Source organism: Nocardia sp. NPDC003183, from assembly GCF_053590715.1.
In genome coordinates this window covers 106471-131567 of record NZ_JBSFTG010000009.1, presented here as the reverse complement: position 1 = coordinate 131567, position 25097 = coordinate 106471, and the positions used below count along the sequence as shown (strand labels likewise).

Sequence of the window (25097 nt, the reverse complement as noted above, 5' to 3'; positions counted from 1 at the left end):
ACGGCACGGCCCGGCTCCGCAGAGCGGCACCCCGCCGCAAGTGGCGCAGTCGATGGGAATTCAGCCGGCCACGACCGCTGGAGGCTGGGTGCACGGATCTCGCCTGCGGATCGCACGGGCCGGCCTCGCCTCAGCGCGGTGCGAGAGGCTCCTGCAGCTCGGTGACCCAGCCATCGGGATCGGGCGTCCACTCCAGGGTGACTTCGCGGACGGGCGCGCCGGTGCGGTGCCCGTTGTCCTCCACCCAGCGACCGAGCGCCTGCCACGCCGCGCCGATCCCGCTCACGTTCCCGCGATGGACGGTGGTCGCGGCGCGTTCGAGCGCGGGCAGATCGACGATCGAGAAGTCCGGTGCCGCAGCGGGTTCCACATTCACCGGCACACACGCGTGCACGCCGACCGTCCCGTCGTCACGCGCGTCGTAGTAGGCGATCGCGGGACCGGCGATCGTGATCCCGGCCGCGGCCAGCCGGTCGGACAGTTCGCTGAACAGCGGCCCGATCACCGGGCTGATCGCCTGGGGTTCGAATCCCGAAGCCCAGCTGGACGATTCGGCCACTCTGACTGCGGGCACCGATTTGATCACCACATCCTGATCGGGCATGACGCCCTCCTTTTCGATGATTCGGAGTCTCGCTTCGACTTCGGTCAACCGCGAACGGTCGGCCGCGATCCGCTGTTCCAACTCGGCTCGGCGCAAGGTGAGCATGCCGCGCAGTTCTGCCGCGTCGGGCCCCGGCTCGAGCATTCTGCCCACCTGTTCCAGCGTGAACCCGAGCTCTTTCAATGCGATGAGCCGATTGAGCCGGGCCAGCTGCGCCGCCGTATAGAAGCGGTACCCGGTGGCCGCGTCGACTCTGGCGGGCGCCAACAAACCCACCGCGTCGTAGTGGCGCAGCATGCGCACCGACACCTGACCGTGCCTGGCGAAATCTCCGATACTGAACATGACGCCTTCCGGTGTACGGCCTCACACGGTGAGAGAGTCAAGGGCGAACCTGTCGACCTCGCCGCGCCGCGATCAGGCGCGTCCGGCACTGCGCCCGGCGCGGTCGACCCTCGCGCTGGCCGGGATCAGAATCTGCCGCCCCGGCTGACTCGACGCGATCCCGACGAGCCGCCGTACGAGCCCGGACGGTAGCCGCCGCCTCCGCCATAGCCGCCGCCTCCGCGTCGCGAACCGCCACTCATCGCGCCCCGCAGCAGCTCGTTGAGCAGGATTCCGCCCAGCACCGCGCCGGTCTGGGAGCCGCCGCCGCCCGACATCGGCTGACGCGTCTCCCACGCCTGCACGCTGGCCTGCGCCTGCTGCATGGCCCGGCCGCCGAGGTCGGCGGCGGTCTGTGCGCTGACGAGTGCGCGTTCGGGGTCAGTGCCCGCGAGTCCGTGTGCCTCAGCGAGGTGGCGTTGCGCTTCGGAGAGCCGGGTGCGGGCCTGCGCATCGACGCCGCCACGCCGGGTGGTGATGAACGACGACGCCGCATCGATGCGGGCGGATGCGTCGGTGAGGGTGCGATCGAGCCGGCGTCGCAGATCCTCCACGGCCAGTTTGCGATCCGAGGCCGCCGCGATCGCACGGTCCAGTTCGGCATCAGCGGTGACCGCGGTGTGGAAGGTACCGAGGGGATCGCTGTCGGCGTTCGGGGCATTCAGGGCCGCGGTGGCGGACGAGACCGCGGCGGCCAGATCGGCGCCGCCGAACTCGGTGAGGCTCGTGGCCGAGCTCAGGTCGGCGCGCAGTTCGTCGAGGGCGGCCGCAAGACCGTCGCGCGCTTGCTGGATATTCGTCGCGGCCTGGTCTACGGCATCGAGCAGCGTCCTTGCCTGCCCGATCGCGCCTTCGGCCGCGCGGATCGCCGCGACCGCACCACCCTGCTGCCCGACGGGCTGGGTGAGAGCGGTTCGAGAGGAGTCGATGTTGTTCTCGGCGAAGGTGATTCGCTCCTGCGCCATCCGCACGTTGTCGTGGATCGGTGCGATGACCGAGGGTGGATAGGTCGAGCCCAAGCGGGTGAGTTCGGCTTCGGAGCCCGGCATGCGCGCGGTCAGCTCGACGATGTCGCGGGTGAGCGTGTCCAGCCGAGCGGGCGCGTCGATGAGCAGATCGCGCATGGCGTCGAAATCGGCGACCTGCGAGTCGAGTTCGCGATCGGCCGTGCCCGCCGTGGCGATCAGCTCGATGAGCATGGCGCGCTGCTGGTCCGGCGTCTCCGGAATCGCGTCGTCGAGTTGCTGACGAATCGTGAACGCCTTCGCGGTGGCGGCGCGGGCGGCATCGAGCGCGGAGCGAAACGGCGTCACCGCGGTGTCACCGAATTCGCTGGTGGCCAAGGTCAATTCCTCGGCGCTGGTCCGCACGGCATCGTCGATCTCGACCAGTCGCTCGCGGGAGAGCGCGTGCAAGGTCGGCAGCGACAATCGCGCCAGCGCCGCGGAATCGGTCGGATCCACCTCGCGCGCGGTGGTCAGCTCGGCACGATCCCGGTCGCCACGGCGCTTTCGCGAGAACAACATCAAACCGCCGGCCACCACGATCACGGCCAGCCCGATGAGGATCAGCACACCCCACGGCACCCCGCCGCCCCGCATCGCCGAACCGATTCCCTCGGCGGTGTCGACCGCGGCCTGTGCCCACTTCTGGTCGCGCAGATCGGGTTCCACCGAGCCCGCGAGCAGCGAGTCCAGTTCGGAGTCGCTCACACTCTCGGGAAGGGTGCCGTCGAGCCAGTAGCCGCGGTCGTCGACGGCCACCGCCAGCAGCAGATCATGATCGCTGAAACCGGAGAGGTCGGACGTGCGGGCAGCCCAGTCGCGGGGCGCCATCGACCCGAAGGTGCGCACATAGTTCACCCACAGCTTCACCTGGTGATCGCGGTAGAGGGCGTCGACCGCGTCGAGCACGCGTGCTTCGTCGCCCGCACTGAGCACATTCGCGGTATCGACCACCTGCGGACCCATGCGCGCGGGCGGTTCGCCGACCGCGCTCGGCGCGCACAGCAGACTCAACACGGCGAACACCGCGCAGAGTGCGGAAACCGATCGTGGGGCCGAACTCGACAGCGGCATGTGTCGAATCTAACGGTCGACACCGACACCGGCACGACAGCGCGGCGCGTGGCTTCTACGATCGGGTGCATGGTCACAGTCGCTCGCCAGTACACAGGTCACGTCACCGCGGGCGGGGACGCCCAGCAGCGCGACGTCCCCGGCGCCCGCATCGTGAAGATGTCCGTCGGTCCGATGGACAACAACACCTACCTGATCCAGAGCGCCACCACCGGCGCCGCGGTGCTGATCGACGCCGCCAACGACGCCGAGCGCATCATCGAACTGACCGCGCTCGAGACACCCGGCCAGATCGAACTGCTCGTCACCACCCACCGCCACCCCGATCACTGGCAGGCACTGACCGAGGTCACCAAGTCCCTCGACGTCCCCACCGCCGCCCACACCCTCGACGCCGACCACCTCCCGGTCCGCCCCGACCGCCTGCTCGAAGACGGCGACACCATCGAAGTGGGCGACCTCATCCTCCACGTCATCCACCTGCGCGGCCACACCCCCGGCTCGGTCGCCCTCGCCCTCACCGACAACGCGGGCCACACCCACCTCTTCACCGGCGACTCCCTCTTCCCAGGTGGAGTGGGGAAAACTCATAGTCCCGCCGACTTCGACACCCTCCTCACCGACGTCACCACCAAACTCTTCGACCGCTACCCCGACGACACCGTCGTCTACCCGGGTCACGGCGACGACACCACCCTCGGCGCCGACCGCGCGAATCTGCCCGAATGGCGGGCGCGGGGTTGGTGATCTCCGGTCCGGTCAGCGCAGCGTGAAGGCTGGTGCGGTGAGGGTGAGCCCCAGGTCGGCGGTGTAGGCGAAGACCGCGAAGAACACCAGTGCCGCACCGGCCAGGGCGAGATCCTTGTTGAAGTGGACCATCTCGTGTTGCTTGGTCTCGGCGTCGGTCTCCTTCCAGAAGGCATGCATCAGGAAGGCCGTCGGCACCAGGAACGTCACCAGGACAAGCGATCCGAGGTCGCCCCAGGCGCCGAGCAGCACGCTCGTTCCCGCGACGAGCACGGCGGCGCCCGAGGCGTACACCGCGAACAACGGCGACGGCACCCCACGGCTCGCGGCGTAGCGCGCGGTGTCCTTCGCCGCGCTCAGATGGCCGATAGCCGCGCCGATGAACAACGCGGAGAACAGGATTCGTCCGATCAGGACCATGACGCTCATGACTTCCACCTGATCATCGCGAGACCGGTCGCGTCCAAGACCGATCTCTGCGGACCCGATACCGAGCGGGTATCGTCGCAGCTCATGGACCTCCGTCTGCTGCGATACTTCACGGCGGTGGCCGAGGAACTCCACTTCGGTCGCGCCGCCGCCCGGCTGTACATGACCCAGCCGCCCCTGAGCAGGGCGATCAAACAGCTCGAAGACGACCTCGGCTACGAACTCCTGCGTCGGTCACCGACGGGTGTGACTCTCACCCCTGCCGGGTCCGCCCTCTACGACGAGGCCCTCGCGCTGCTGGCCCAGGCCGATCGGGTGCGCACCAGGGTCGCGGTCGCCGCCGGGGCGTCCGCCGTCACGATCGGCACCTTCGCCGAAGCGGCAGGGAGCCGACTGGCCGCGGCGTACCGGGCCGCGCATCCCGACGTCCAGGTGCACATCAGAGAAGGCGACTTCGCCGACCCGACAGCCGGGTTGCGCGCCGGACGCGTCGACATCGCCCTCACCCGCACGCCCTTCGACGAAACCGGCATCACCACACAGGTTTTGCGCACCGACCCGGTGGGTGTCGTCCTTCGCGTCGACGATCCCCTGGCCGATCGCGCGAGTCTGCACCTGCGCGAACTGGCCGATCGACAGTGGTTCCAGCTGCCCGCCGACACCGATCCGATCTGGCGGAGCTACTGGTCGCACCCGACCGATCCGGACACCGGCCCGGTGGTGCGCACCGTCCACGAATGTCAGCAAACCGTCCTGTGGAACGGCACCGTCGGCCTCACGCCGCTCGGCCACCCGGTCCCGGAGGGTCTCGTGGTGGTCCCGCTCGCCGACAAGCCGCCGAGCAGCCTCGTGCTGGCCTGGACCAGCGCGGCACACAGCCCGCTGATCCGCTCGTTCGTCGACATCGCCGCGACGATCCCCTGGGTGTCTGCGGGCTCGGCGGTCGGCCGTTCACCGGAACGGAATCCGGTGGTGACCGCTGACCCCGCGGGGCGTCGGAGCGACCTGGCAGACTGACGAAGGTGAAATCGGGTTTCTCGCGAACGGTCACGCCCGCCCCGGATGTCAGGCATCCGCGCGGGCTGGTGTCGACGGTCTCGGTGTGGTTCGTCCGGTTGATCGCCGGCGCGGTGCTGATGGGGTTGGTGCTGGTCGCCGGGACAGCGGTCCGGGTCTGGCAGGTCGCGCGGATCGACGACTACACCCCCGCGAACGCGATCGTGGTGCTCGGCGCGGCCCAGTATTCGGGAACGCCGTCGTCGGTTTTCGAGGCGCGGCTGTATCAGGCGTGGCGACTCTACGAGGCCGGGGTGGCGCCCACCGTGATCACTGTCGGCGGCAAACAGGAGGGCGACCTGTATACCGAAGCCGCCTCGGGCAAACGGTATCTGGAGGACAAGGGCGTCCCCAGCGAGAACATCGTGGCCGTCGAAACCGGTTCCGACACACTGCGCAGCATCGAGGCGGTGGCGTCGGCGATGGGGGAGCGCGATATGTCATCGGCCGTACTCGTGAGCGATCCGTGGCATTCACTGCGAACCAGGACGATGGCTCGCGACGCAGGCCTGGAAGCGTGGACCGCACCCACCCGTACCGGGCCCGCCGTCTACACGAGGGAGTCGCAATTCCACGGCATCGCCCGCGAAACCGGCGCGCTGCTCTGGTACCAGCTCACTCATTTCTCGGCAGATTTTCCTTACGAGGCGGGACAGTGAGATGACAGGGACCTATACTCCGCACGACCAGGAACGCATGGTCCACGAGCCCGGTAAGACCGCGTGGCCCGGCGCCGCGGGCAAGGGGCATCGCAGTGAGTTCTCCCGCGATCGTGCCCGCGTGCTGCACTCCGCCGCGCTGCGGCGCCTCGCCGACAAGACCCAGGTCATGGGCCCGCGCGAGGGCGACACCCCGCGCACCCGGCTGACCCACTCGCTCGAAGTGGCCCAGATCGGGCGCAGCATCGCCGACGGTGTCGGCGCCGACCCCGACCTCGTCGACCTGGCCGGCCTGGCCCACGACATCGGCCACCCGCCCTACGGTCACAACGGTGAACGCGCGCTCGACGAATTCGCCGACCGCTACGGCGGTTTCGAAGGCAACGCGCAGAACCTGCGCATCCTGACCCGCCTCGAACCCAAGGTCCTCGACGCCGACGCCGACGCCGACGCAGAGAGCTTCGGGCTCAACCTCACTCGGGCGGCCCTGGACGCGACCCTCAAATACCCGTGGGGCAGAAGCGGTTCCGGCACCAAGTTCGGCGCCTACGACGACGACCTCGAGCGCCTGGCCTGGGTGCGCAAAGACGCGCCCGACCGCAAACAGAGCCTGGAATGCCAGATCATGGACTGGTCCGACGACGTCGCCTACTCGGTGCACGACGTGGAGGACGGCGTGATCGTCGGCCGCATCGACCTGCGCGCCCTCGCCGACCCGGCCGAACAGGCGGCGCTGGCCGAGCAGGGCCACGGCCAGCATCCCGATCAGTCGATCGAGGCACTCGCCGCCGCCGCGCAGCGGCTCTCCGAGCTCGACATCGTGGCCGACGCCGCGAACTACGACGGCAGCTTCGGCGCCTCGGTGGCCCTGAAACGGCTCACCAGTGAACTGGTCGGCCGCTTCGCCACCGCCGCGATCTCGGCCACCCACGAGCGCTACGGCGAAGGCCCGCTCAGCCGCTACGAGGCCGACCTGATCGTGCCCCCGATCGTGGCCGCCGAGGTGGCCGTCCTCAAGACCGTGGCGTTGCGGTACGTGCGCTCCGACCCCGGCCACCTCGCCCGTCAGCAGACCCAGCGCGACCGCGTGCAGGCCGTCGCCGATCGCCTGCTCACCACCGCGCCCGCCCACCTCGACGATCAGATGCTGCCCTGGTTCAACGCCGCCACCACCGAGGCCGCCCGCGTGCGCGTGGTGATCGACCAGATCGCGTCCTACACCGAGAGCCGCTTCGAACGCGTCGCCGCCTCGCTGGACTGCCGCTGAGCAGACCCGACTAGACTCGCTCATCGTGGCCGGACGAATCCCAGATCGCGATATCGCGGCGATCCGTGAACGTGTCCGGATCGAAGATGTAGTCGGTGAGTACGTGGCGCTCAAGCGCGCGGGCGCCGACTCGATCAAAGGTCTGTGCCCGTTCCACGACGAGAAGTCGCCGTCGTTCCATGTGCGCCCCAACCACGGGCTGTTCCACTGCTTCGGCTGTGGTGAGGGCGGCGATGTCTACAAGTTCCTGCAGCAGATGGAACACATCGGTTTCGTCGAGGCCGTCGAGCAGATGGCCGATCGCATCGGCTACCAGATCAACTACGAGGGTGGCGGCACCTCGGTGCAGCGCGACCGCGGCACCCGCTCGCGCCTGGTCGCCGCCAATGCCGCCGCGCACGAGTACTACATGGGCCTGCTGCACGAACCCGAGGCCGAGGCCGCGCGCAAGTATCTGACCGACCGCAACTTCGACAAGGCATCCTGGGCGCAGTTCGGCTGCGGTTACGCCCCCGCGGGCTGGGACGGGCTGACCAAGCACCTGCAGCGCTTGGGTTTCGAGTTCAAGGAACTGGAAGCTGCCGGATTGTCCAAGCAGGGCAAGCGCGGTCCGATCGACCGGTTCCATCGTCGCCTGCTGTGGCCGATCCGCAATCTCGGCGGCGAGGTGATCGGTTTCGGCGCGCGCAAGCTGTTCGACGACGACACCATGCCCGGCAAGTACGTGAACACGCCGGAAACGTTGCTGTACAAGAAGTCTCAGGTGCTGTTCGGTCTCGACCACGCCAAGCGCGACATCTCCAAGGGTCATCAGGCCGTGGTCGTCGAGGGCTACACCGACGTCATGGCCATGCATCTGGCCGGGGTGAAAACCGCGGTGGCGTCCTGCGGCACCGCGTTCGGCGAAGAACACCTGCAGGTACTGCGCAGACTGCTGATGGACGACAACTTCTGGCGCGGCGAGATCATCTACACCTTCGACGGTGACGCGGCCGGGCAGGCCGCGGCGCTGAAGGCGTTCAGCGGTGATCAGCGGCTGGCGGGACAGACCTACATCGCGGTGGCGCCCGACGGGCAGGATCCGTGCGAGTTGCGTCAGCACTCCGGCGACAGCGCCGTGCGTGACCTGGTGGCGCGGCGGACCCCGCTGTACGAGTTCGTGATTCGCGGACTGCTGGCCGAACACAATCTCGACGATGTCGAGGGTCGTGTCGAGGCACTGCGCCGTACGGTGCCCGTGGTGGCCCAGATCAAGGACAACGCCACCCGCAAGGGGTATGCCACCAAACTGGCGGGCTGGGTGGGCTGGGACGACATCCAGCTCGTCGTGCGCCGGGTCGGTGAAGAGGCGAAGAAGAACCGGATGGGCGGCACCACGCCCGATCTGAAGTCCGGCGCCGCGGCGATCCCCGCGCCTCGCGTCGAGGAGAGCTCCTCGGTGCGGCCCGCACCGAACGACCCGGTGCTGTACGCGCAGCGCCAAACCCTCAGCGCCGCACTGCAATACCCGGGCATCGCGGGCGTGTCCTTCGACGCCATCGACGCCGCCGCCTTCACCCACCCCGCCTATGTGGCCGTGCGCATCATGATCGCCCAGGCCGGCGGCACGGCTGCCGGGCTCAGCGGTGCGGAATGGGTCGCCGCCGTCGCCGACCATACCGACGACCTGATGATCCGCGCCCTGGTCTCCGAACTGGCCAATGAGCAGCTCCCGGTGCGCACCCAGAACGACACCCCCCGCTTCATCACGGGCATCCTCGCGCGAGTCCAGGAAGCCTGGGTGGGCCGCCAGATCGCCGAGCTCAAGTCGAGGCTGCAGCGGCTGTCGGCCAGCGAGGAGCCCGACACCTACATGACGCTGTTCGGCGACCTGGTGGCGCTGGAGCAGTACCGCAAGAGCCTCGCGGCTCAGGCGATGGGCAACGAGGGCTACGCGGCCGGCGCCTGACACCACCCGTGCGTCACGGTTTGGTGGCTTCGGTGAGAGTACGGCTGGAGTACGCCACGAACGGCCCCTCCTGCCGGATTCGATCGTGGAGCCGACGCAACTGGTCGAGGTAGGCCTCGACGGTGAACCCGGGCACCATCCAGATCACCTTGCGCAGGAAGTACACGACGGCACCGATGTCGTGGAACTCGATGCGTAGCCGCTCGGTCCGCTGGTCGGTGATCGTCAGTCCGGCGGCTCGCGCGGCGGCGGCCTCGTCGTCGGGATGGCGCCCTCGACGGGCTTCCGGTTGCGGACCGAGGAAATACTCCACCAGCTCGAACACACTCGCCGGTCCGACGTGCTGTGCGAAATACGTTCCCCCCGAACGCAGAACGCGCGCGATCTCCGCCCACCAGATCGTCGCCGGATGTCGGCTGGTGACCAGATCGAACGCCGCGTCGGCGAACGGCAACGGCGGCTCGTCGGGCGCGGCGACGACAACGACGCCGCGAGGATGCAGCAACGCGGTCGCCTTGGCGACGTTCGGCGGCCACGACTCGGTGGCGACCATGGTCTGCGGGAACACCTGCGCCTCGGCCAGAACTTCGCCACCACCGGTCTGAATATCCAGAGCAGCGGAAGCGGTCTTCAGCCGATCACTCATCAGCCGCTGATAACCCCACGAAGGACGCGCCTCACTGGCCCGCCCGTCGAGCCAGGAGAAGTCCCATCCCTCCACCGGCGCCGATGCCGCCTCGGCGATCAAATCCTCGAACGTCCGTCCCATGCGAAATCACTATGCCAGCGACCGCCCGGCGACACCTCTCAGTTTCGCGGCTACCGGCTGAGCTGTTCGCGGACGAACGCCGCGGCCTGGTCGCGGGTGTCGTTGACGAAGTACGCGGGCCGGCGACGGGCAGTTCGGCGCAGATGAATTCGGATCGGAGGTTGCATAATGACACGGTGCACTCCGGTGATGGTCTGTTCGATCGACGCCTGTCCGACCGCGCGCGAGAAGTAATCCGCCAAGGTGCCGAGATCGCGCTGAACGCGCCGGAGGAATGGCTCGACGAACTCTATGACGCCACTCTCCTGACAACCAGCCTGCGCGCTGTCGCGGGGGATCCGCTGCTGGCCGAGGCGGTCCGGCGCGTCAACCGTGGCAACCTGCTGCACTGGGCCTCGGCCAACGTGGCCGATCCGGGAATGCCGGTGCCGATCAACCTCGGTGCGGACCAGATCGCCACCGTTCGCGACCTGGTCCGGCGTGGCATGAACGAGGCCGCTTTGCAGGCCTATCGCGTCGGGCAAAATGTCGTCTGGCGACGGTGGATGACCATCATCTTCATTCTCACGCCGGACCCGTTCGAGCTGCAGGAGGTCTTGGAGGTCACCGCCGCCTCGATCGCCGCATTCGTGGACGGCACCATCGAGGCGATCACCGAGGTCATCGGTCAGGAGCGCGACGAACTCGCCCGCGGCTCGTATGCCGAACGCCGCGAAGTCATTTCGCTCATTCTCGAGGGGGAACCGACCAACATCGAGCGTGCGTCGACCCGCCTCGGCTACCGGCTCGACGCCACCCACACCGCGGCCATCGCCTGGAGTGACATTCCCGGTGCCGAACTCGACGAACCGCATCGGGTGACCAGGGCCCTCACACAGGCCGCCGGGGCGGCCACGGCGTTGAGCGTGCTCGCCAGCGCGGCCACCCTGTGGGTGTGGGTGCCCGGCCCCACCCCTCCCGACACCGTGGCACTGACCGAAGCGCTGGACCATATCCCCGGCGTGCGGATCGCCATCGGCTCCACCGGCCGAGACCTCGCCGGGTTCCGGACCAGTCACCTCGACGCGCAGGCCGCGCACCGAATCCTCGCCCGCCCGCACAGCACCCGACGCCTGGTCACCTTCGGCGAGGTGCAACTGACCTCGCTGATCACCGAAAACGGCGCTCAGGCCGACCGATTCATCAAGTACACCCTCGGCGATCTGGAACACGCCGACAGCGAACTACGCGAATCGGTCCTCGTCTACATCAACGAGCAATGCAATGCCACGCGCGCTGCGGCGCGCCTGTTCACCCACCGGAACACGATCTTGCGCAGGATCGCCCGCGCGGACGAGTTGCTGCCACGTCCACTGGCGGAGAACGGCGTACATGTCGCGGTCGCATTGGACGCGTTGTACTGGCGGCAGAACACCCCCCGGCCCAGTTGAGCCAATTCTGATTACCGCCGCGCGCAGACCGGAGTGAGGCGGTGCGTGCCCCGCAGGCCCTTGAGGGTCGCTTCCCGTCCGGTTCCGATCGTGAGATCGGTACTGCTTCCGATCGCCTCCAGCACCGGCTCGCTGAGGAGGACTTCGCCACCCTCTGCCTGCGCGGTGACCCGCGCGGCCATGGCGACGTTGCGTCCGAACAAATCGTCACCCCGGCGGACGGAACTTCCCATGTGGATACCGATCCGGACCCGGAAATCGGCCTCGCCCCGGGATGCTTCGGCGTCCTTGCTCAGTGCCGCCTGGATGGCCAGGCCGCATCGGACCGCCCGGTCGGCAGCGGCGAAGGCGATCATGTACCCGTCGCCCTGGTTCTTGACCACATGGCCGCCGTGGTTGTGCACGCAGCGATCCACCAGGCGGTGGTGGCGGTCGAGCAGCTTGACCCACGCACGGTCGCCCAGCTGTTCGTTGAGAGCGGTCGATTGCTCGATGTCGGAGAACATGATGACGACGTTGCCGTCGGGCGCCAGTCTGGCCAGGTCGGGACGTTCGACCCGTGCCCAGCCCGCGAGGTCTTCGATGGAGGTGAGCACGGCGGCACGAAAACCTTTGGCACGCACCAGATCAGCGGCCTGCCAGGCGGTTCGTACCGCTTCGCGACCGCTCACCACCAACCGCTGCCCCGCCGTCGACCGACGTGGTGCCCGGCGCTTGCGCCGACTCCGGACCAGCAAGATCGACAGGATGAGTATGCCGACGGCTTCACCGGCGGCGACGATCGCGAGCACGGTGATCGTGACTGTGGTCATCGGAGCAACCCTGGCGGAGTAGCGTGGCTGGTCGAACCCTGTAGCGGCTGTGCGCCCGAGCTGTTCACGGCAAAATAGTACACATGCGTTCACTCGAATTCGACCGGCGTAGCGGATGCCTGCCGACGGTGAATCCTGGGACCATCGCGCTCCGCACCGGGTCCGGCTCACTCGCCGTCATTGCGGGCACGGGCAGCATTTCTACAGCTGAGAAGGTCCGTACTCGACATTTGGCAAGCACGGAGACCGTGCATTCGCCGGGCGGAACCGTGTCGGCTGTAGCCGCGAATCCTGCTTCCGTACCCTGTTTGGGTGTACGGGTGAAGCGTCCGGCGCATGCCCGGTGGTGCATAGTGCACAACGATGGTTTTATCGGGGTGCGAAGCACCATTGGAACGCGGGGTGGTGAGGCCGCACGATAAAGCGCAAACAGCGGAAAGTAGGAAATGTGCGCATGCCCGACAGCATCCTGTCGGCCCGGACCGCGACGACGGTAGGTCGGCCGATTCTCGACCGGCTCCCCGCAGCGTCAACGATTTCGGGCAAGATCATGAGTCTGTTCATCGTCGGCAGTGAACTACCCGCCCGAGTACCCATGGCGGCCCTACGTCGCGATGTCGCCGCACTGGTGAACGCGTGCCTCGAGCTCACCGCCAGAATGTTGACCGGCGGCGACACTGCCGAACCGCTGGCCGAGGTGCGCGCCGACGTCATGGAATGGGCACGCGAGGGCGTCACGATCGACACGATGCACAAGGCCGTGTGGGTAGGCACGCAAGCGGTGTTCGACCATCTCACCGCACGCGCGAGGGTCGACGAGGATCATGTGGCACTGATCGAAACAGCGCGCATGTTCGGCCACCTCTCCCGCGAGCTCGCCATCGCGATCTCACAGGCGTACCTGCGTGAAAGGCAGGTGGCGGGTAGTGACGCAGCGGATACCGTGGCCGCCGCGCTGATCGCCGGGAATGCGACACCGGCCCTGGCGCGCGCCTGCGGGGTCCGGTTGGCCGAGAGCTATTTCGTCTTCGCGGTCGGGTTCGTGCCACGCCATGGAGCGGACGAGCCGCGCCCGGATCGTCATATCCTCGCGCACCGGACAATTCGGCGAATCAGGGCCGAGGTGCTGCACCACTGCGATGGCAACGCGCTGATGCAGATGGGCACCGACACAGCTACCCTGCTGATTCCGCAAGACCATTTCGATCCCGGCGCCGCCGAACGGTTCGTCGAGCAGATCGCCGGCGCGGCGCAGACGCAGGTTCGCGCCGCGTTCGTGGTGGCAGGGGCAGGCGGCATCTCCGAAGGGGTCGAGCGCGCGCACGCGGTGCTCGACATCATGCGCCGCCTGCGCCGAGTCGGGCTCGAGCGCTTCGACGACCTGTCGCTGGAGTATCAGCTGTCCCGGCCGGGCACAGCAGGAAGGCATCTGGCCGCGCTACTGGACCCGCTCGAGGACCATCCAGTCCTGCTGGAGACGTTGACAGCGCACCTCGCGACCCACTCCACCCGTCTGCGCACCGCGCGTGCGCTGCACGTACACCCCAACACTGTCGACTACCGACTGAACAAGATCGCCGAGATCACCGGGCTCGACCCGACGCAACCGGACGGTATCTGGCGCCTGCGTTCCGCGCTCGTAGCCCGCATGACCGGCGCGGGTGAGAAAGAGTTAGCCGCCGGCGGTGACCCCGACCAGACCGCCCAGGCATGCTGATCGGAGGCGGACCCCAGGTCGGCCACCGAAGTCGTGGAGAGGCAGTGGTGAGACCGAACAAGGCGGCCGGCACCCGATGGCGCGTACCGGTCGCCGCGTCGGCCTTTCTCGTTGCCTGTACAGCAGGACTTTTCTGGCTACGGTGCGTGTACATCGTGCTCCACTCCAGACTGTCAACCGATCCGCTGACAGATCCCCATGGCTACGAACTCCTCATCGGCACCGTGCTCGCCCTACCCGCCGCGGCGGTCCTCGCAGCCGCCGCGCCGTTTGTCGTCGAACCCGGCTCGAGCCGGATTCGACTGGCCAAGATCGTGGCGACACTTCTGGTAGTCCTGACAGCACTGCCCGTAGTAGCGCTGTTCACAGCGTGAACCGAAGTCCATTCGTCAAAATCGGTCAGGAAGCCTGCGGGGCGCGACGGTCCGGGCGTGCGTCAACGGCCCGAGACAGTCTCGGGCCGTTGATCTTCGGAGTATTGGGCGTGGTCGCCGTGCGGGGATTTCGGGTACGTCGCTACTTGACCGAACCGGCCAGCTGATCGGCGAACGGGGCAACGAACTTTCCGACCAGGGGAAGCTCCGCACGGACACCGCCGCTGTTGTTCGCCTGGACCATGGCCATGATCCAGACGACGACCGCAAAGATCCCGAGGGCGAGTCCGGCGAGGCTGAAGATGATCCCCAGGGCGCCGAGGAGCGAGCCTACGATGCTCAGAACAATATTGAGCACCGAGACCCCGGCGAAGAAGATGATCGATTGCGCAGCATGGAATTTCACATCGGGATCGTTCTTTCCCACAAAGAGGAAGATGATTCCGGTGAGCCAGCCCAGCGCGTAGGACAGGATCGCACTGGTCTTCTTGTCCAGGCCGGCGGATTGCGGTTGGTTCGAGGGAAGCTGAGAAGATGTCATGCGGCAAGTACATGCCACGCTCGCCGCCTACCGATCCCAACTTTCAGCACGAAACAAGAGGTCGGCGAGCCGGTCGAAGCACCGGAACCCCACGACCTGCTTGCCGCGCAGAACCGATCAGGCTTGGGTGTCGTCGATAGGTGGGTTCGATGCGGGGCGCGTGCGTTCGGCCTCGCTGCTCGCCCTCGAGGCACGCCAACTCGCGATGAATCGCTCGGCTGACTCGGCGGAGATCTCCTCGTGAGGTTCGTCCACTCCCGGCCGATAGCGCTGGAGGTACTCGGTAGGACCCCAGGTGAAGTCCCTGCCGAGCGCTTCGTCGGTCGGTAGAGGCCGGGTGTCGGTCCGGCGCACAAGCCCGGTGATTCGACGGGCGCGCCAGCCCTCGGGCCAGCCTCTCTCGTCATCGATCAACGCGAAGTAGCGCACAGCGGGTTCGTTACTGTCAGGCATTGTTTTGCTGTCCTTCACTGGGATTCGCGGTGGGTGGCACCGCTCTCGACTGTATCCAGCGAAATCCGCCGCCTCTCTGTGAAAGTGACTGGCGGTGTATCGTTGCGGAGACGGTTTCGCTGTTGGGTCCGGTCAGTCCCGAGAAACCGAGGCGGCGGGTGGATGAGCGTGCGAACCTCGTCAACGCCTGCCTGCCGCACTGCCCCGAGGTAGTTCGTCATTTGTAGTCGGAAAGTAGTCGATCTGGGAAATTTCCCCGAACAACAGAAAAGCCCTTCACCTGCTTTGCGCTGGTAGAGGGCCCTGAACAAAGCGCTGGAAAAGCTCCCTAAACACGAGGGCCCCGTCGTTCGACACGTCAATATGTCCCCGCAGCAGCTCGCGGAGCTCGAACCGGACAAGCCATGGGCCGACGCCGGGTTCATGTCGACGTCGAACAAGCCCTATGGCGTCTCCGATGTCTTCGCGAACAACCGGAACGTCGACATGCAGATTGTGTCCAAGAACCGCCGGACCTATTCCGACCCCGACACGGGCATGCCGTTCGGCACCGACGACGAAGTACTGTTCCCGTCGAACACTCAATTCATGGTGCACAACAAGTTCTATGACCCCGCGACGGGCCGCGTCGTGGTCCAGATGGTCGAGAGGTAGCCGTAGTCATGACGACCCCCCACGACGAAGAATACGAGCGCGCGGCGCGACAACTGGCCGCCTTCGAGGAGATGCGCGCTGGTGTAGGCCTCCGGGCCATGGATCCCACAGCCCACGCAACGTCACCCACATCAAAGACGATGGACTGTCCGGCAGCGACCAGGAGGGTTGGACGATCTCTCCCGACGGACGTGAATGGCGCGACGAGAACGGTGCGCTGGTCTACCTCCGCGACCGCGATGGCTACTGGCTCGCCCCTGATGGGCGTCGGGTACTCGACCCCATCGGCAACCCGATCAACTCCTGACGACACATGGCGCACCCAACCACCGTGCGGTTTGCTGCAGCGGCGGGGTACGGGCCGTACCGCACGCGAAAGGCACTCGACATCGTGACGAGATGGAAGTGGCGTTCGTCCCCCGCCATTGACCGTGTCGGACTGATGCTCGATTCGCTCGACGGGCTGTCCGTCGGCGATGCGCTCGGTGCACAGTTCTTCATCATGGGACGATCGCTCCCCAGTCTTCGGTCCGGCAATCCTCCGCAGGGACCGTGGGACTGGACTGATGACACCGAGATGGCCTGTAGCGTGGTCGCCGAACTCCACCGGCACCAGCAGATCGACCAGGATCGACTCGCCGCGGGTTTCGCGCGCCGGTTCTCACCAGAGCGCGACTACGGGCATGCAACGGTCACGACGCTTCGGCGAATCCGCGACGGCAAACCTTGGAAAGCGGTAGCAGGCGCGGCATTCGAGGGCCAGGGTTCCTGCGGCAACGGTGCTGCCATGCGGGTCGCCCCGCTCGGGGCGTACTACGCCGACGATCCGCAACGGGTCGTCGCCGAAGCCGTCCGGTCGGCACAAGTCACCCACATGAACCCCGAAGGAGTGACCGGCACCGTCGCGGTAGCGGTCGCCGCGGGACAGGCCGCTAACGCCCGCGGCACCCAAAATGTGCCCACGCCAACGGAATTCCTCACCTCCGTCCTGGGCCATCTCGAACCCGGTGAGACAACGCACGGCGTCCGTCGCGCTCGCGCCCTGCTCGGTACAACCGTCGCTGAGGCCGCACACGAGTTGGGCAACGGATCCAGGGTGAAGGCCCAAGACACCGTGCCATTCGCGTTATGGGCCGCCGCAACATATCTCGACGACTACCCGGCAGCCGTCGCTGCCTGCATCGAAGCAGACGGCGATATCGACACCACCTGCGCGATCACCGGGGGCATCGTCGCGGCCTACACCGGCACCGCTACCGAAATCGGAGTACCCCAGACGTGGCTCGCGGCCCGCGAACCGTTACCTTCCTGGCTCACCACGATCACTCGCTCACGCCGCCGACCGTGATTACAACGGCATCAGCCTCGCCGACTGGCCGAGGCTAGTGGCGCAGGCTTCGCATAGGTCGTCTCCAGGTCCGCTTGCACGGCAGGCCGACCTCAACGCGCTGGCGGGGGTCTGCCGAGGACGAGCCAGCAGTCCGATAGCAACGCGCTAAAAGAGGCGAATCGGTTCGGTCGGGCTGATTCCGGGGCGGCTGCGTAGTCCGCTGCCTGCGACCGGCCGGTCGATCGACCGTGACCTCGTGCGTCGTACAGGCACCACGATGTGGACCGTCGGACAGAGCTTCCTCATCAACGGGCGACCTAACGAGAAGACCGAAGCACCGACCGCAATGCCTGATCAGTCACACAAAAACTTGCCGACTGAGTCATAGGTGTTCACCATCAACGTCAATATTTGGGAATACGTTCAGCTCCCTCAGTACCCGCTGATAGTCATCTATATAAAACATATCCATATTGTCTTTTGGGTCCCCGAACAATGCCAGCAGCTCGGCCAAGGAATTACGTTCGGCCGGGCTGACCAAAATTTTATGCTTTACAAGAGTGGCGCAAAGATTATCGACCAACAAGGTCCACTCGCCAACGTCGCTGAAAGATCGGAAATCAGCCAGCGTTTCGGGCCGAAGGCGGTCCGCGAACCGCTCGAGAAGTTGCCGGGAGTCATTGCTTAGCTTCGCGAATCTGGCCAACTGTTCCGGAGTGAACTGTCGCCTCTTGCGCTTAGAGCTCCGCGGATGCATCACGCATCGCCGCTACCCCCTCGGCGACCTGACCCGCAGCCGTCATCCACTGCGTGAACGCTTCACTCTGCGCGGTAGCCGCATCACCAGACCAAGTCTGATGCAGGGCGGTCATTCGCAGCTGTAAACCCTGCACCGTATCAACGAGGAAGCCCGAAAACCCCTGCATCCGCGCCGTAATCTGTTCCAGCTCATCGAGATTAACCCGATAGTCATCCATGTGCTCGCCCTCCCGATTGGTCACAGACCATACCCATACACCGCGTTTCGAAGCTCAGGGAAGATCCAATGAACTGGTCTGCTGTGCGTTGTCAGTGTCAGTGGCGACATAGGTAGCGCTTGTCACACCCCACATTTCCGCCATCTTCGCTAGTGACGCAAGCACTTTCATAGCCTCTGCCTTGTTTCATCCCACCCCTCCCGATACGAATCCGCCCGGCCACCTGCCACGACTCCAACGCCCGTTCCACATCCGTATCCAACGAGTGCAAACCAGTCACCAACGTCTCTGTCACCGTCTGAACGAACTTCCCCGCATCGGAAACCTCCGTCGGAACCACCCCCAAAGCTCCGGCCCTCCATCATCGGCCGTCATGGAATCCGGACCCCTCCTTGTGCTACGGCCGTAAGTCGAAGAGCCCCAGTATGTTCCGTTGCGCTGGATCGGTGACCGGATCAACTTTCGGAGTTGTGAAGACGACCGAAACTACCACGGCCACCTCAGTTGCCAGAGTGGACGAGTCGCCGTTGAGGCCAGGGGCTGTCCTGGGACAGTACTGCCCCGAACTACCCGGCGTCGATACCCGGCCGATGAGAGGAACTGCAGCGATCCGTTCACAGTCGATCCCCGCGAGGGCTCCAGTCGGTTGTTCATGATTTCCCAGCCTGAGCGCCGCTCCCGGCGGCTGACCAGGCGAGAGCGGCGCGGTGTCCGCTCAGGGCCGAAGGCAGAGATCGAGGATCCGGGCCATCTTTGGTGGCGAACTCGGGATCGTTGCTGACGCGCCAACCCCGACGCCATCAAGATCAAATCAGCGCTAGGTGGTCTGCGTATCTGGGAAGCCTCGACCTCGCGGCTGGATGCCTATATCAAGCGCATCGGGCTCAACGGCCACCGCGAGAAGGCACGGTGTCAGCGAGTCATCCTGTCAGAAATGCTGGGGATGGCCGTCAGGCATGATGCGATCGACCGCAACCCCGTCCGTGAGGTCGCCGACCTGCCGCGCAAACACTCCAAGCCCTGTTCCGCAGGCATGGCGACTCTTGCCCAATTGCGGGCTCAGCTCACCGATTGGGTCAATGGCGCTTTACTCGACGGATCGGCGGCCTATACGTACGGTCCCAAGCGCAACCAACGAGTCCTCGATGTCGTCGACGTCGAACTCGGTACCGGTCCACGTTCGGGCGAAACCCTGGCGCTGCGCTGGTCCGACGTCGACCTTGAATCACAGCCCCCGCGAATCACTTTCGCCGGGACCATCGTTCGCCTCAAAGGTAAGGGTCTGATCCGCCAACCGCGCACCAAGACCACAGCGCGGAAACGTCACACTTTCATCGTTTCAGCCGCTCCAAAGTCTCCGTGAAGTCGGGGTCAAGTCAGCGGTAGCCGCGACCGACCAACCGAGGTGAGATCACCGATTTCCTGGCGGGACATCACAGCCCAACCGGTCCAAGACTTATGGACGGCCTACTTGACACCGCGCTGATCCTGGCAGGAGAGCAGCCGACCCAACGTGGCGAGTTCTACCCCTTAGGTATGGTGATCGATGCTTCGAGCAAGATTTCGCCGACGGCCGCGCGGGTCCGTGGAACCCGCCAGCGAGCCCGCTGACCGGGCCATCCCGTCACACGGTTACACCGCCGGAACGGCCGTGAACAGGCAAGTTCAGACCCGCCAGGCCAGAATGCTAGACCAAAGGAATTTTTGGGCTAAATATCATCCTCGATCATCGGGATGCAAGGAGACAGGTTTGTATCGCGTGTGGTCGTAACCTTTCCGCGTTTCATCACCATTACTTGAAATTCATTGTCCTGCCCTGTCGAATCCTCGTCATCCCTGATATAAAGAAGCCCGTACGATCCAGCTGCAACGCGGCCGACGCGCACAAAGCAGTCGATAACCTGCCGTCCCTCATCTCCCCGATGATTCAACAGCCCCGACAGGCTGAGCTGAGCGGCCCCATTCACCATTCGGGTGTCGATCAGCCCCGCGCCGCGTCGTAGTTCTGCGACAGCATCCTGAGCAGCGCGATACGCAGCTTCCAATTCAACATCGGTCTCGTCACCAGCAGAAGACTGTATGCTGATCCAACCATGATATTCGAACACAATTCCCTTTCATAACTAAAGCGGATCGGTGTCGATAACGACTTCTACATTATACTCATCCGAGTAGCGCCTCAACGTTCGGATAACATCATCACTAGGCGGGCCATCAAAATGGTAGTACACCTTCTTGTCATTGGCCTGGGCGGCTTCGAAGGTGGCGCGAGCCTGAGAACGAAATTTCTTGTTACCGGCAAAGTTAGCAGGCTTGGCCTGCGCGACGTACTCGTCACTCACCGCATCGAACTCGCGCCCGCTTGGGTCGTTCTTATACTTCACTCGGGACTCGCCGCCGATACGTTCGGCTAATTTGTCGGCGTCAGGGTCGGGCTTGTTGACCTTCACCAGACCGCCGGAGTACCGGTCCTTGGGCGGGATCTCCGACTTGCCTTCCTTCGTAGGAACTCTGCCTTGCTCAGGATCAGTGGTCAGTATCGGGAGTCCGATAATCGTTGGCAGTCCGCCCGTAGTGAGGACAGCCGTAGTAAAGGTGAAGCCGTTGAGCGCGGTGAGGAATGTGTTGGCGGGACCAGCCAAGGCTCCGGCGGCCTGGTTCAGGAAGTCGATGTCGTCTTGGCGTTCGCTGGGTGTCTGTTGCTTGCTCGGTGTCTTTTGCTTCGTTGGTGGCTCTTTGACCCGCACCCTCGAAGTCCCGATCTGAATGGCGGTGACAACCACCACCATGGCGAACTGGGTGTTCATGTCCGAGCGCATCGTTGTCAAAGCGACCTTGTGGGCGTCGACTGCGGCCGCGATGTCGCGGGCAGCGGCTTCGATGTCGCCGACGCTGGTAGCCAGCGTGCGAAGGTGAACTGTGAGGTTCGGGATGTCGTCCGGGACGTCGGATCCGTAGCCACGCTCCAGTCCGGAGGCGACCATCAACAGTCGTGCCTTGCCGCCGTATACAGGGTCTGACTGGGCGAAGGTCTTCCATGCGGTCGCGGCGCGCGCGAGCTTGTCGGTATCCCCGTCGGGGACTTCGCCACCAGTGACAAGCGCGGTCACCTTGTCTTGCAGTTCGGTCCAGTCCGTCTCGAGTCCCCGACTGTAAGTCCCCGATGACGCGACGCCGGTAACTGTGCCCGGGCCGTAGGGTAGTTCCGAGGGGAAACCGCCAGGCAACGATGGTGGGTCACCCTTGTTGGGGTCGCGGTTGGCTTTGTACTCCCCGCACTTCCAGTTGTAGCCAGCCGCAGTCAGTATGTCCCCGAAGTGTTGCAGTGCCTGCGCGAAGCTGGTCGCTACCAGCGTCACTGCGGCGGCGCGGTCGTCGTGGGCTTTCGACCACGTCTTGACTGCCTGGTAGCCGCCGGCCATCGCGCTGGTTTCTAAAAGGACGGTTTGCAGTGAGTTGTAGACGGTTTGGAATTTCTCCGACAGGTCGTAGCATTCCTTGGCTGCGCTCTCATAGGACTGCGGGGAGATTGAGCCCACTGAGTTCAGCCACCGCTCATTCTCAAATTAATCTCCGCTGCCGCACTATAGGCATCGCGGGCGGTGACGGCGGCGTTGTACATCTCAGTGATTCCTTCAACCACTGCGGCTGCCCCGGTTGCCCATTCGCGGTAGGCTTCCTCCTGTGCGGTGGCAGTGGCTCCCTGCCAGTTTTGTTGGATGGTCGCGATTCGGTGGTTGAGTCCGTCGAGACTTTCGGTGAGGAACCCGATGAATCCATTGGCGCGGGTGACGAGCTGGTCCAACTCATCGATGTCGAACGTGAAGTCGCGGGAGTTGTCGACCATCACATGTTCAGTTCCGGTAGGTCGAGCGAACTCAGGTTGATGGAATTCGAGATGTCTTGGTTGGCGATGGTCTTGCTTGCGACACCCAAGAGTCCACCTATGGTGTTGAGGGCGTTCAACACGTCGGCGGCGCCCTTCTTGGTTTCAGTCCAGCCGTCCCCGAATGCATCTGCCGCAGCGCCACTCCAATTATCAAGGACGCTCGATACCTCGCGGTCAAGCGAATTCAGTCCGTTGATCAGAGAATCCGCGACTTGCTGGATGTAGACACCGGCATCAGTCACCTCGCCTGGAACCATCGCGAAATCTGTTCCGGGCGTACCGTTATCACTTGGCACGCGAGCCCCCCTGATCAAGACAACGGGCCCAGCCTAGTCACGACAGAGTTTGAAGCGCAACAACCGAGGTGCCAACCAAGTGGACTGCGGGATCAGCTGTTCTCCGACCTCGACGATCAACACTGGACCACGAGCAAATCGGGTGCGGGGTCGTAGCGCCAACGCCGCTCCCAGGTCCTCGACCGCTCGTCCGAGGCTGGCGTCGAGACACGTTCAGCCCACGCCGGCCAATCGCAGGCGGTATTCGGGGCAAGCGTCACGTGCCTGTGCTGGGCACACCGAAAGCTAGGTAGCAGCGCTTCGCTCTTTGCAGCGTCCTGACTGTGACCGTCGAAATCGATTGGGACGAAGTAGAAGTCGAGACAACAGTCAGCACACCAGTCAGCGACATCGGCCAGGCCGGACCAGGGATCTCCTACTGGCGTAGCCACGCCCGAATTGCAGTCGGAGACCCACACGACGACAGCCAGGTGACGATCCTGTGGATGAACGGCGCGGTCGTCGATCTATGGACCGCGAACCAAGGCGTCTACGCAGCGCTCGATGCGACAAGCGGCGACTAGAGAAACTCGCCGCCGCAGTGTTCGAGGTGCACAGCAACACTCTCCGAGGCGAGGTTGCCAGCGAGCTCGAAATGCCGGCGTCACGAGTAGCGCGGCGTGAAGTTCCTTGTCGACGCGCAACTCCCGGCACGGCTCGCACGGTTCCTGCACGACGCTGGGCACGACGCGCGCCGCACAACGCAGTTGCCCGCAGGAAACCGCACCGCCGATGACGGGTAGCCAAGGTCGCAAACACTGAGAACCGTGTAGTGGTCTCCAAGGACGCCGACTTCCGGATCTCACACCAACTACACGGCCAGCCCGCCGCCTTCTGGTCGTAGCCGTGGGCAACATCAGCAACAACGATCTGCTCGCCGTGTTTGAGACACACCGGGATGCCATCGTGGCAGCGTTCGACCATGCCGACCGAATCGAGTCCGACCCACCCGAATTGTGGCCTGGCAGAGGAAGTCCCCGGAACAGGAGTAGCAACAAGCGGGACGCCCGCGAACCTGTGCTCGACGATCCGGATCGAGACGCGGCCACCAGGGTTGCGGTCGACCAGTGCAGGAACGTCACGGGCGCTCCTGCTGATGCTGAGAGCGGCAACACGCCATCCAAACGTGTTGATTCCGTGTCGTCCTTCTCAGAAGACCTCTCACGTCGGAGCGATTCCGCAGATCAGAGGGCAGTTTCCCGAGCGCAATCAGACTTGACCTCGAAACCGAGCGACAGGCGGGTCGAGTTACACAAAGGCCAGGTGACAGCGTTGCACCCTTAGTGCAACACAAAAAAGAGATACCGACACATGCGAATATTCGCAGGTCAGAACCTCTTTTTGACGTGCTCCCCCATCTGGACTCGAACCAGAAACCTGCCGATTAACAGTCGGCTGCTCTGCCAATTGAGCTATAGGGGATTGTCCTGGGTGGTTAGACTCAGGTGGTCTGCCTTGGCGGGCTGACCGAGATGAAACTTTAGCGCATCGTGTCGCGGGAACCCAAATCGGGGCGCTACCTGCGGACATGCGGCGTATAACGATGTGCTGTCGAACGGTGGCCGGATCGACAGGGGTGGGGCGGCTGGGGCAGGATGGAGCCCGCACACAGACGTGGGAGGAGCTCCAGGAGATGCTGCGGTTGATCATCGGCGTGGCGGCCGGTTATGTGCTGGGTACGAAGGCCGGTCGGGCACGCTACGAACAGATCACTGCGGCCTCGCGAGCGGTCGCGGGTAGTCCGGTGACGAGGAAGCTGGTGTCGGTGAGCCGGCAGAAGCTGTCGGACAAGTTGAGCACGCAGCCGAAGCTCGAGCCGATGGAGCCGATCGACGAGCGCACCACGGTCTTGATTCCACACAACCAGCTGCGTCGCTGAACCGAGTTCTGTCGGCGCGCGCGGACGAGCGTCCAACCGTCGAATCCTCCTGACGCGCAGGCTCCGCGAAATTCCACCTCAGTCACACCGATATACGGGGGACCCCATGACCGATCCGCATCTGAACGCCGCCGGCGCCGCACCGGTGTCGTTGTTCAGCGCCCAGCATCTCGGCGACGCGAGTGCGGAGCCCGCCGAGCCGGTCCCCGGCAACCATCTGCCGACCTTCCTGGCCGCGGTCGAAGACCCGGACCAGAGCTAGCGGTGCTCGCTCTCGCTTCTCGGTAGTTCGGCGCGGGTAGTACCTGCAAGGAAATTGGGGTAGCCGGGTACTCGTGTGGGTTCGGACACATCCTCGTACGTTCAGATCAGCCTGAAAATCTGCGGCTGACGTCGGCGTTTGGGACATCTGCGCCGCGCGAGTGTCGAGGAGTACGGATGTCTACCGCAATCACCACGCTGACATCGCCCCAAGGCCGACCACCGACTCTGATCGGCGACGCGAAGGTCTCACCGAACTCGGTGTACCCCGCGCCGACCACTTCGTTCGTCGAGCTGCTCCGGGCGGAGGTGAACGGCGCACATCGTCCTGCACCGCGATGTCTCTACGTGTACGGCATCGACGGATGGCCCTGTGTCGTGGGCGTGCTGCGCGGTGCCGCCGGCGCGATCGGCGACAACAGCAAGCCCAGGTTCGGACGGCGGATGACCCGCGACGTCTACGACTTCGTCGTCGCGTACTCGGCTGTGTAGGAAAGGAATCAT

The 25097-nt window shown here is 65.1% G+C and carries 28 protein-coding genes, 1 tRNA gene and 1 pseudogene; 17 read left to right on the top strand and 13 right to left on the bottom strand.

Annotated elements, in window-relative coordinates; all coding sequences use genetic code 11:
• Positions 1-130: 130 nt before the first annotated feature.
• The gene (locus ACWDXS_RS24285; RefSeq protein WP_449968946.1) at positions 131-949 is read right to left on the bottom strand and encodes a MerR family transcriptional regulator; all 819 of its coding nucleotides are present in this window, start codon (positions 947-949) and stop codon (positions 131-133) included.
• Between the two features lie 125 nt (positions 950-1074).
• Complete coding sequence (locus ACWDXS_RS24280; protein WP_449968943.1) at positions 1075-3066, bottom strand: TPM domain-containing protein; 1992 nt, start codon at positions 3064-3066, stop codon at positions 1075-1077.
• Positions 3067-3135: 69 nt separating this feature from the next.
• Between ACWDXS_RS24280 and ACWDXS_RS24275 the strand changes: the two genes are divergently transcribed.
• Positions 3136-3813: an MBL fold metallo-hydrolase gene (locus tag ACWDXS_RS24275; RefSeq protein ID WP_449968940.1), complete on the top strand. Its 678-nt coding sequence runs from the start codon at positions 3136-3138 to the stop codon at positions 3811-3813.
• A 12-nt stretch (positions 3814-3825) separates the two neighbouring features.
• Here ACWDXS_RS24275 and ACWDXS_RS24270 read toward each other — a convergent pair whose 3' ends face one another.
• Positions 3826-4242: a DoxX family protein gene (locus ACWDXS_RS24270; protein ID WP_387447801.1), complete on the bottom strand. Its 417-nt coding sequence runs from the start codon at positions 4240-4242 to the stop codon at positions 3826-3828.
• An 84-nt stretch (positions 4243-4326) separates the two neighbouring features.
• On the opposite strand from ACWDXS_RS24270, the gene ACWDXS_RS24265 reads away from it, so the two are divergent.
• The 4 genes from ACWDXS_RS24265 to dnaG all read left to right on the top strand — a co-directional run bounded on the left by ACWDXS_RS24265 (position 4327) and on the right by dnaG (position 9172).
• Positions 4327-5259, top strand: coding sequence for a LysR family transcriptional regulator (locus tag ACWDXS_RS24265; RefSeq protein ID WP_378993916.1), 933 nt, complete (start codon positions 4327-4329; stop codon positions 5257-5259).
• A gap of 119 nt (positions 5260-5378) precedes the next feature.
• Entirely contained in the window at positions 5379-5957 is a 579-nt protein-coding gene (locus ACWDXS_RS24260) for a YdcF family protein (RefSeq protein WP_378637756.1), read from the top strand.
• 1 nt (position 5958) lies between these two features.
• Positions 5959-7224 carry a deoxyguanosinetriphosphate triphosphohydrolase gene (locus tag ACWDXS_RS24255; RefSeq protein ID WP_449968936.1) on the top strand — a complete coding sequence of 422 codons (1266 nt, stop codon included), beginning with the start codon at positions 5959-5961 and terminating at the stop codon, positions 7222-7224.
• Positions 7225-7249: 25 nt separating this feature from the next.
• Positions 7250-9172 (top strand): DNA primase, encoded by a 1923-nt coding sequence (gene dnaG / locus ACWDXS_RS24250; RefSeq protein WP_378637593.1) that lies wholly within the window; start codon positions 7250-7252, stop codon positions 9170-9172.
• Positions 9173-9185: 13 nt separating this feature from the next.
• Here dnaG and ACWDXS_RS24245 read toward each other — a convergent pair whose 3' ends face one another.
• Positions 9186-9941: a class I SAM-dependent methyltransferase gene (locus ACWDXS_RS24245; protein ID WP_449968931.1), complete on the bottom strand. Its 756-nt coding sequence runs from the start codon at positions 9939-9941 to the stop codon at positions 9186-9188.
• Positions 9942-10117: 176 nt separating this feature from the next.
• Between ACWDXS_RS24245 and ACWDXS_RS24240 the strand changes: the two genes are divergently transcribed.
• On the top strand, positions 10118-11371 hold the full coding sequence (locus tag ACWDXS_RS24240; RefSeq protein ID WP_378993922.1) for a PucR family transcriptional regulator: 1254 nt from the start codon (positions 10118-10120) through the stop codon (positions 11369-11371).
• An 11-nt stretch (positions 11372-11382) separates the two neighbouring features.
• Here the strand turns inward: ACWDXS_RS24240 and ACWDXS_RS24235 are convergent, their stop codons facing one another.
• Positions 11383-12183: an adenylate/guanylate cyclase domain-containing protein gene (locus ACWDXS_RS24235; RefSeq protein ID WP_449968928.1), complete on the bottom strand. Its 801-nt coding sequence runs from the start codon at positions 12181-12183 to the stop codon at positions 11383-11385.
• Between the two features lie 454 nt (positions 12184-12637).
• Between ACWDXS_RS24235 and ACWDXS_RS24230 the strand changes: the two genes are divergently transcribed.
• Both ACWDXS_RS24230 and ACWDXS_RS24225 read left to right on the top strand, forming a co-directional pair.
• Positions 12638-13900: a PucR family transcriptional regulator gene (locus ACWDXS_RS24230; RefSeq protein WP_449968925.1), complete on the top strand. Its 1263-nt coding sequence runs from the start codon at positions 12638-12640 to the stop codon at positions 13898-13900.
• Between the two features lie 155 nt (positions 13901-14055).
• Positions 14056-14274, top strand: a complete 219-nt coding sequence (locus tag ACWDXS_RS24225; protein WP_449968922.1) for a hypothetical protein — start codon at positions 14056-14058, stop codon at positions 14272-14274.
• Between the two features lie 142 nt (positions 14275-14416).
• Here the strand turns inward: ACWDXS_RS24225 and ACWDXS_RS24220 are convergent, their stop codons facing one another.
• Positions 14417-14815 carry a DUF4870 domain-containing protein gene (locus ACWDXS_RS24220; RefSeq protein WP_378637610.1) on the bottom strand — a complete coding sequence of 133 codons (399 nt, stop codon included), beginning with the start codon at positions 14813-14815 and terminating at the stop codon, positions 14417-14419.
• 117 nt (positions 14816-14932) lie between these two features.
• The gene (locus ACWDXS_RS24215) at positions 14933-15268 is read right to left on the bottom strand and encodes a hypothetical protein (RefSeq protein ID WP_449968918.1); all 336 of its coding nucleotides are present in this window, start codon (positions 15266-15268) and stop codon (positions 14933-14935) included.
• 363 nt (positions 15269-15631) lie between these two features.
• Between ACWDXS_RS24215 and ACWDXS_RS24210 the strand changes: the two genes are divergently transcribed.
• The 3 genes from ACWDXS_RS24210 (at position 15632) to ACWDXS_RS24200 (ending at position 17940) form a co-directional block, all read left to right on the top strand.
• Positions 15632-15922: a hypothetical protein gene (locus ACWDXS_RS24210; RefSeq protein ID WP_449968915.1), complete on the top strand. Its 291-nt coding sequence runs from the start codon at positions 15632-15634 to the stop codon at positions 15920-15922.
• Positions 15923-16364: 442 nt separating this feature from the next.
• The gene (locus ACWDXS_RS24205; protein WP_449968912.1) at positions 16365-17270 is read left to right on the top strand and encodes an ADP-ribosylglycohydrolase family protein; all 906 of its coding nucleotides are present in this window, start codon (positions 16365-16367) and stop codon (positions 17268-17270) included.
• 370 nt (positions 17271-17640) lie between these two features.
• The gene (locus ACWDXS_RS24200; RefSeq protein ID WP_449968909.1) at positions 17641-17940 is read left to right on the top strand and encodes a hypothetical protein; all 300 of its coding nucleotides are present in this window, start codon (positions 17641-17643) and stop codon (positions 17938-17940) included.
• A gap of 49 nt (positions 17941-17989) precedes the next feature.
• Here the strand turns inward: ACWDXS_RS24200 and ACWDXS_RS24195 are convergent, their stop codons facing one another.
• Positions 17990-18229, bottom strand: coding sequence for a WXG100 family type VII secretion target (locus tag ACWDXS_RS24195; protein WP_449968906.1), 240 nt, complete (start codon positions 18227-18229; stop codon positions 17990-17992).
• 934 nt (positions 18230-19163) lie between these two features.
• Between ACWDXS_RS24195 and ACWDXS_RS24190 the strand changes: the two genes are divergently transcribed.
• Positions 19164-19592, top strand: a complete 429-nt coding sequence (locus tag ACWDXS_RS24190; RefSeq protein WP_449968903.1) for a hypothetical protein — start codon at positions 19164-19166, stop codon at positions 19590-19592.
• Between the two features lie 346 nt (positions 19593-19938).
• Here ACWDXS_RS24190 and ACWDXS_RS24185 read toward each other — a convergent pair whose 3' ends face one another.
• From ACWDXS_RS24185 to ACWDXS_RS24170, 4 genes are read right to left on the bottom strand one after another with little or no spacing between them, the layout of a single operon-like run.
• Positions 19939-20337, bottom strand: coding sequence for an Imm7 family immunity protein (locus ACWDXS_RS24185; protein ID WP_449968900.1), 399 nt, complete (start codon positions 20335-20337; stop codon positions 19939-19941).
• A gap of 15 nt (positions 20338-20352) precedes the next feature.
• Positions 20353-21768, bottom strand: a complete 1416-nt coding sequence (locus ACWDXS_RS24180) for a restriction endonuclease fold toxin (protein WP_449968897.1) — start codon at positions 21766-21768, stop codon at positions 20353-20355.
• Between the two features lie 5 nt (positions 21769-21773).
• Complete coding sequence (locus tag ACWDXS_RS24175; RefSeq protein ID WP_449968894.1) at positions 21774-22076, bottom strand: WXG100 family type VII secretion target; 303 nt, start codon at positions 22074-22076, stop codon at positions 21774-21776.
• Positions 22076-22414, bottom strand: coding sequence for a WXG100 family type VII secretion target (locus ACWDXS_RS24170; RefSeq protein ID WP_449968891.1), 339 nt, complete (start codon positions 22412-22414; stop codon positions 22076-22078). Before ACWDXS_RS24170 ends, ACWDXS_RS24175 begins: the two co-directional genes overlap by 1 nt.
• A gap of 323 nt (positions 22415-22737) precedes the next feature.
• On the opposite strand from ACWDXS_RS24170, the gene ACWDXS_RS24165 reads away from it, so the two are divergent.
• The gene (locus tag ACWDXS_RS24165; protein WP_449968888.1) at positions 22738-22977 is read left to right on the top strand and encodes a hypothetical protein; all 240 of its coding nucleotides are present in this window, start codon (positions 22738-22740) and stop codon (positions 22975-22977) included.
• 227 nt (positions 22978-23204) lie between these two features.
• Positions 23205-23297, top strand: a pseudogene (locus tag ACWDXS_RS24160) (hypothetical protein); the annotation flags it as partial.
• 505 nt (positions 23298-23802) lie between these two features.
• On the opposite strand, the gene ACWDXS_RS24155 reads toward ACWDXS_RS24160, so the two are convergent.
• A tRNA-Asn gene (locus tag ACWDXS_RS24155) sits at positions 23803-23875 on the bottom strand.
• Between the two features lie 211 nt (positions 23876-24086).
• Here ACWDXS_RS24155 and ACWDXS_RS24150 point away from each other — a divergent pair.
• The 3 genes from ACWDXS_RS24150 to ACWDXS_RS24140 all read left to right on the top strand — a co-directional run bounded on the left by ACWDXS_RS24150 (position 24087) and on the right by ACWDXS_RS24140 (position 25085).
• A complete protein-coding gene (locus tag ACWDXS_RS24150) occupies positions 24087-24332 on the top strand; it encodes a hypothetical protein (protein ID WP_056821808.1) in 246 nt (81 codons plus the stop codon).
• Positions 24333-24438: 106 nt separating this feature from the next.
• Entirely contained in the window at positions 24439-24594 is a 156-nt protein-coding gene (locus tag ACWDXS_RS24145; RefSeq protein ID WP_378993944.1) for a hypothetical protein, read from the top strand.
• 176 nt (positions 24595-24770) lie between these two features.
• The gene (locus ACWDXS_RS24140) at positions 24771-25085 is read left to right on the top strand and encodes a hypothetical protein (RefSeq protein WP_449968883.1); all 315 of its coding nucleotides are present in this window, start codon (positions 24771-24773) and stop codon (positions 25083-25085) included.
• Positions 25086-25097 lie beyond the last annotated feature (12 nt).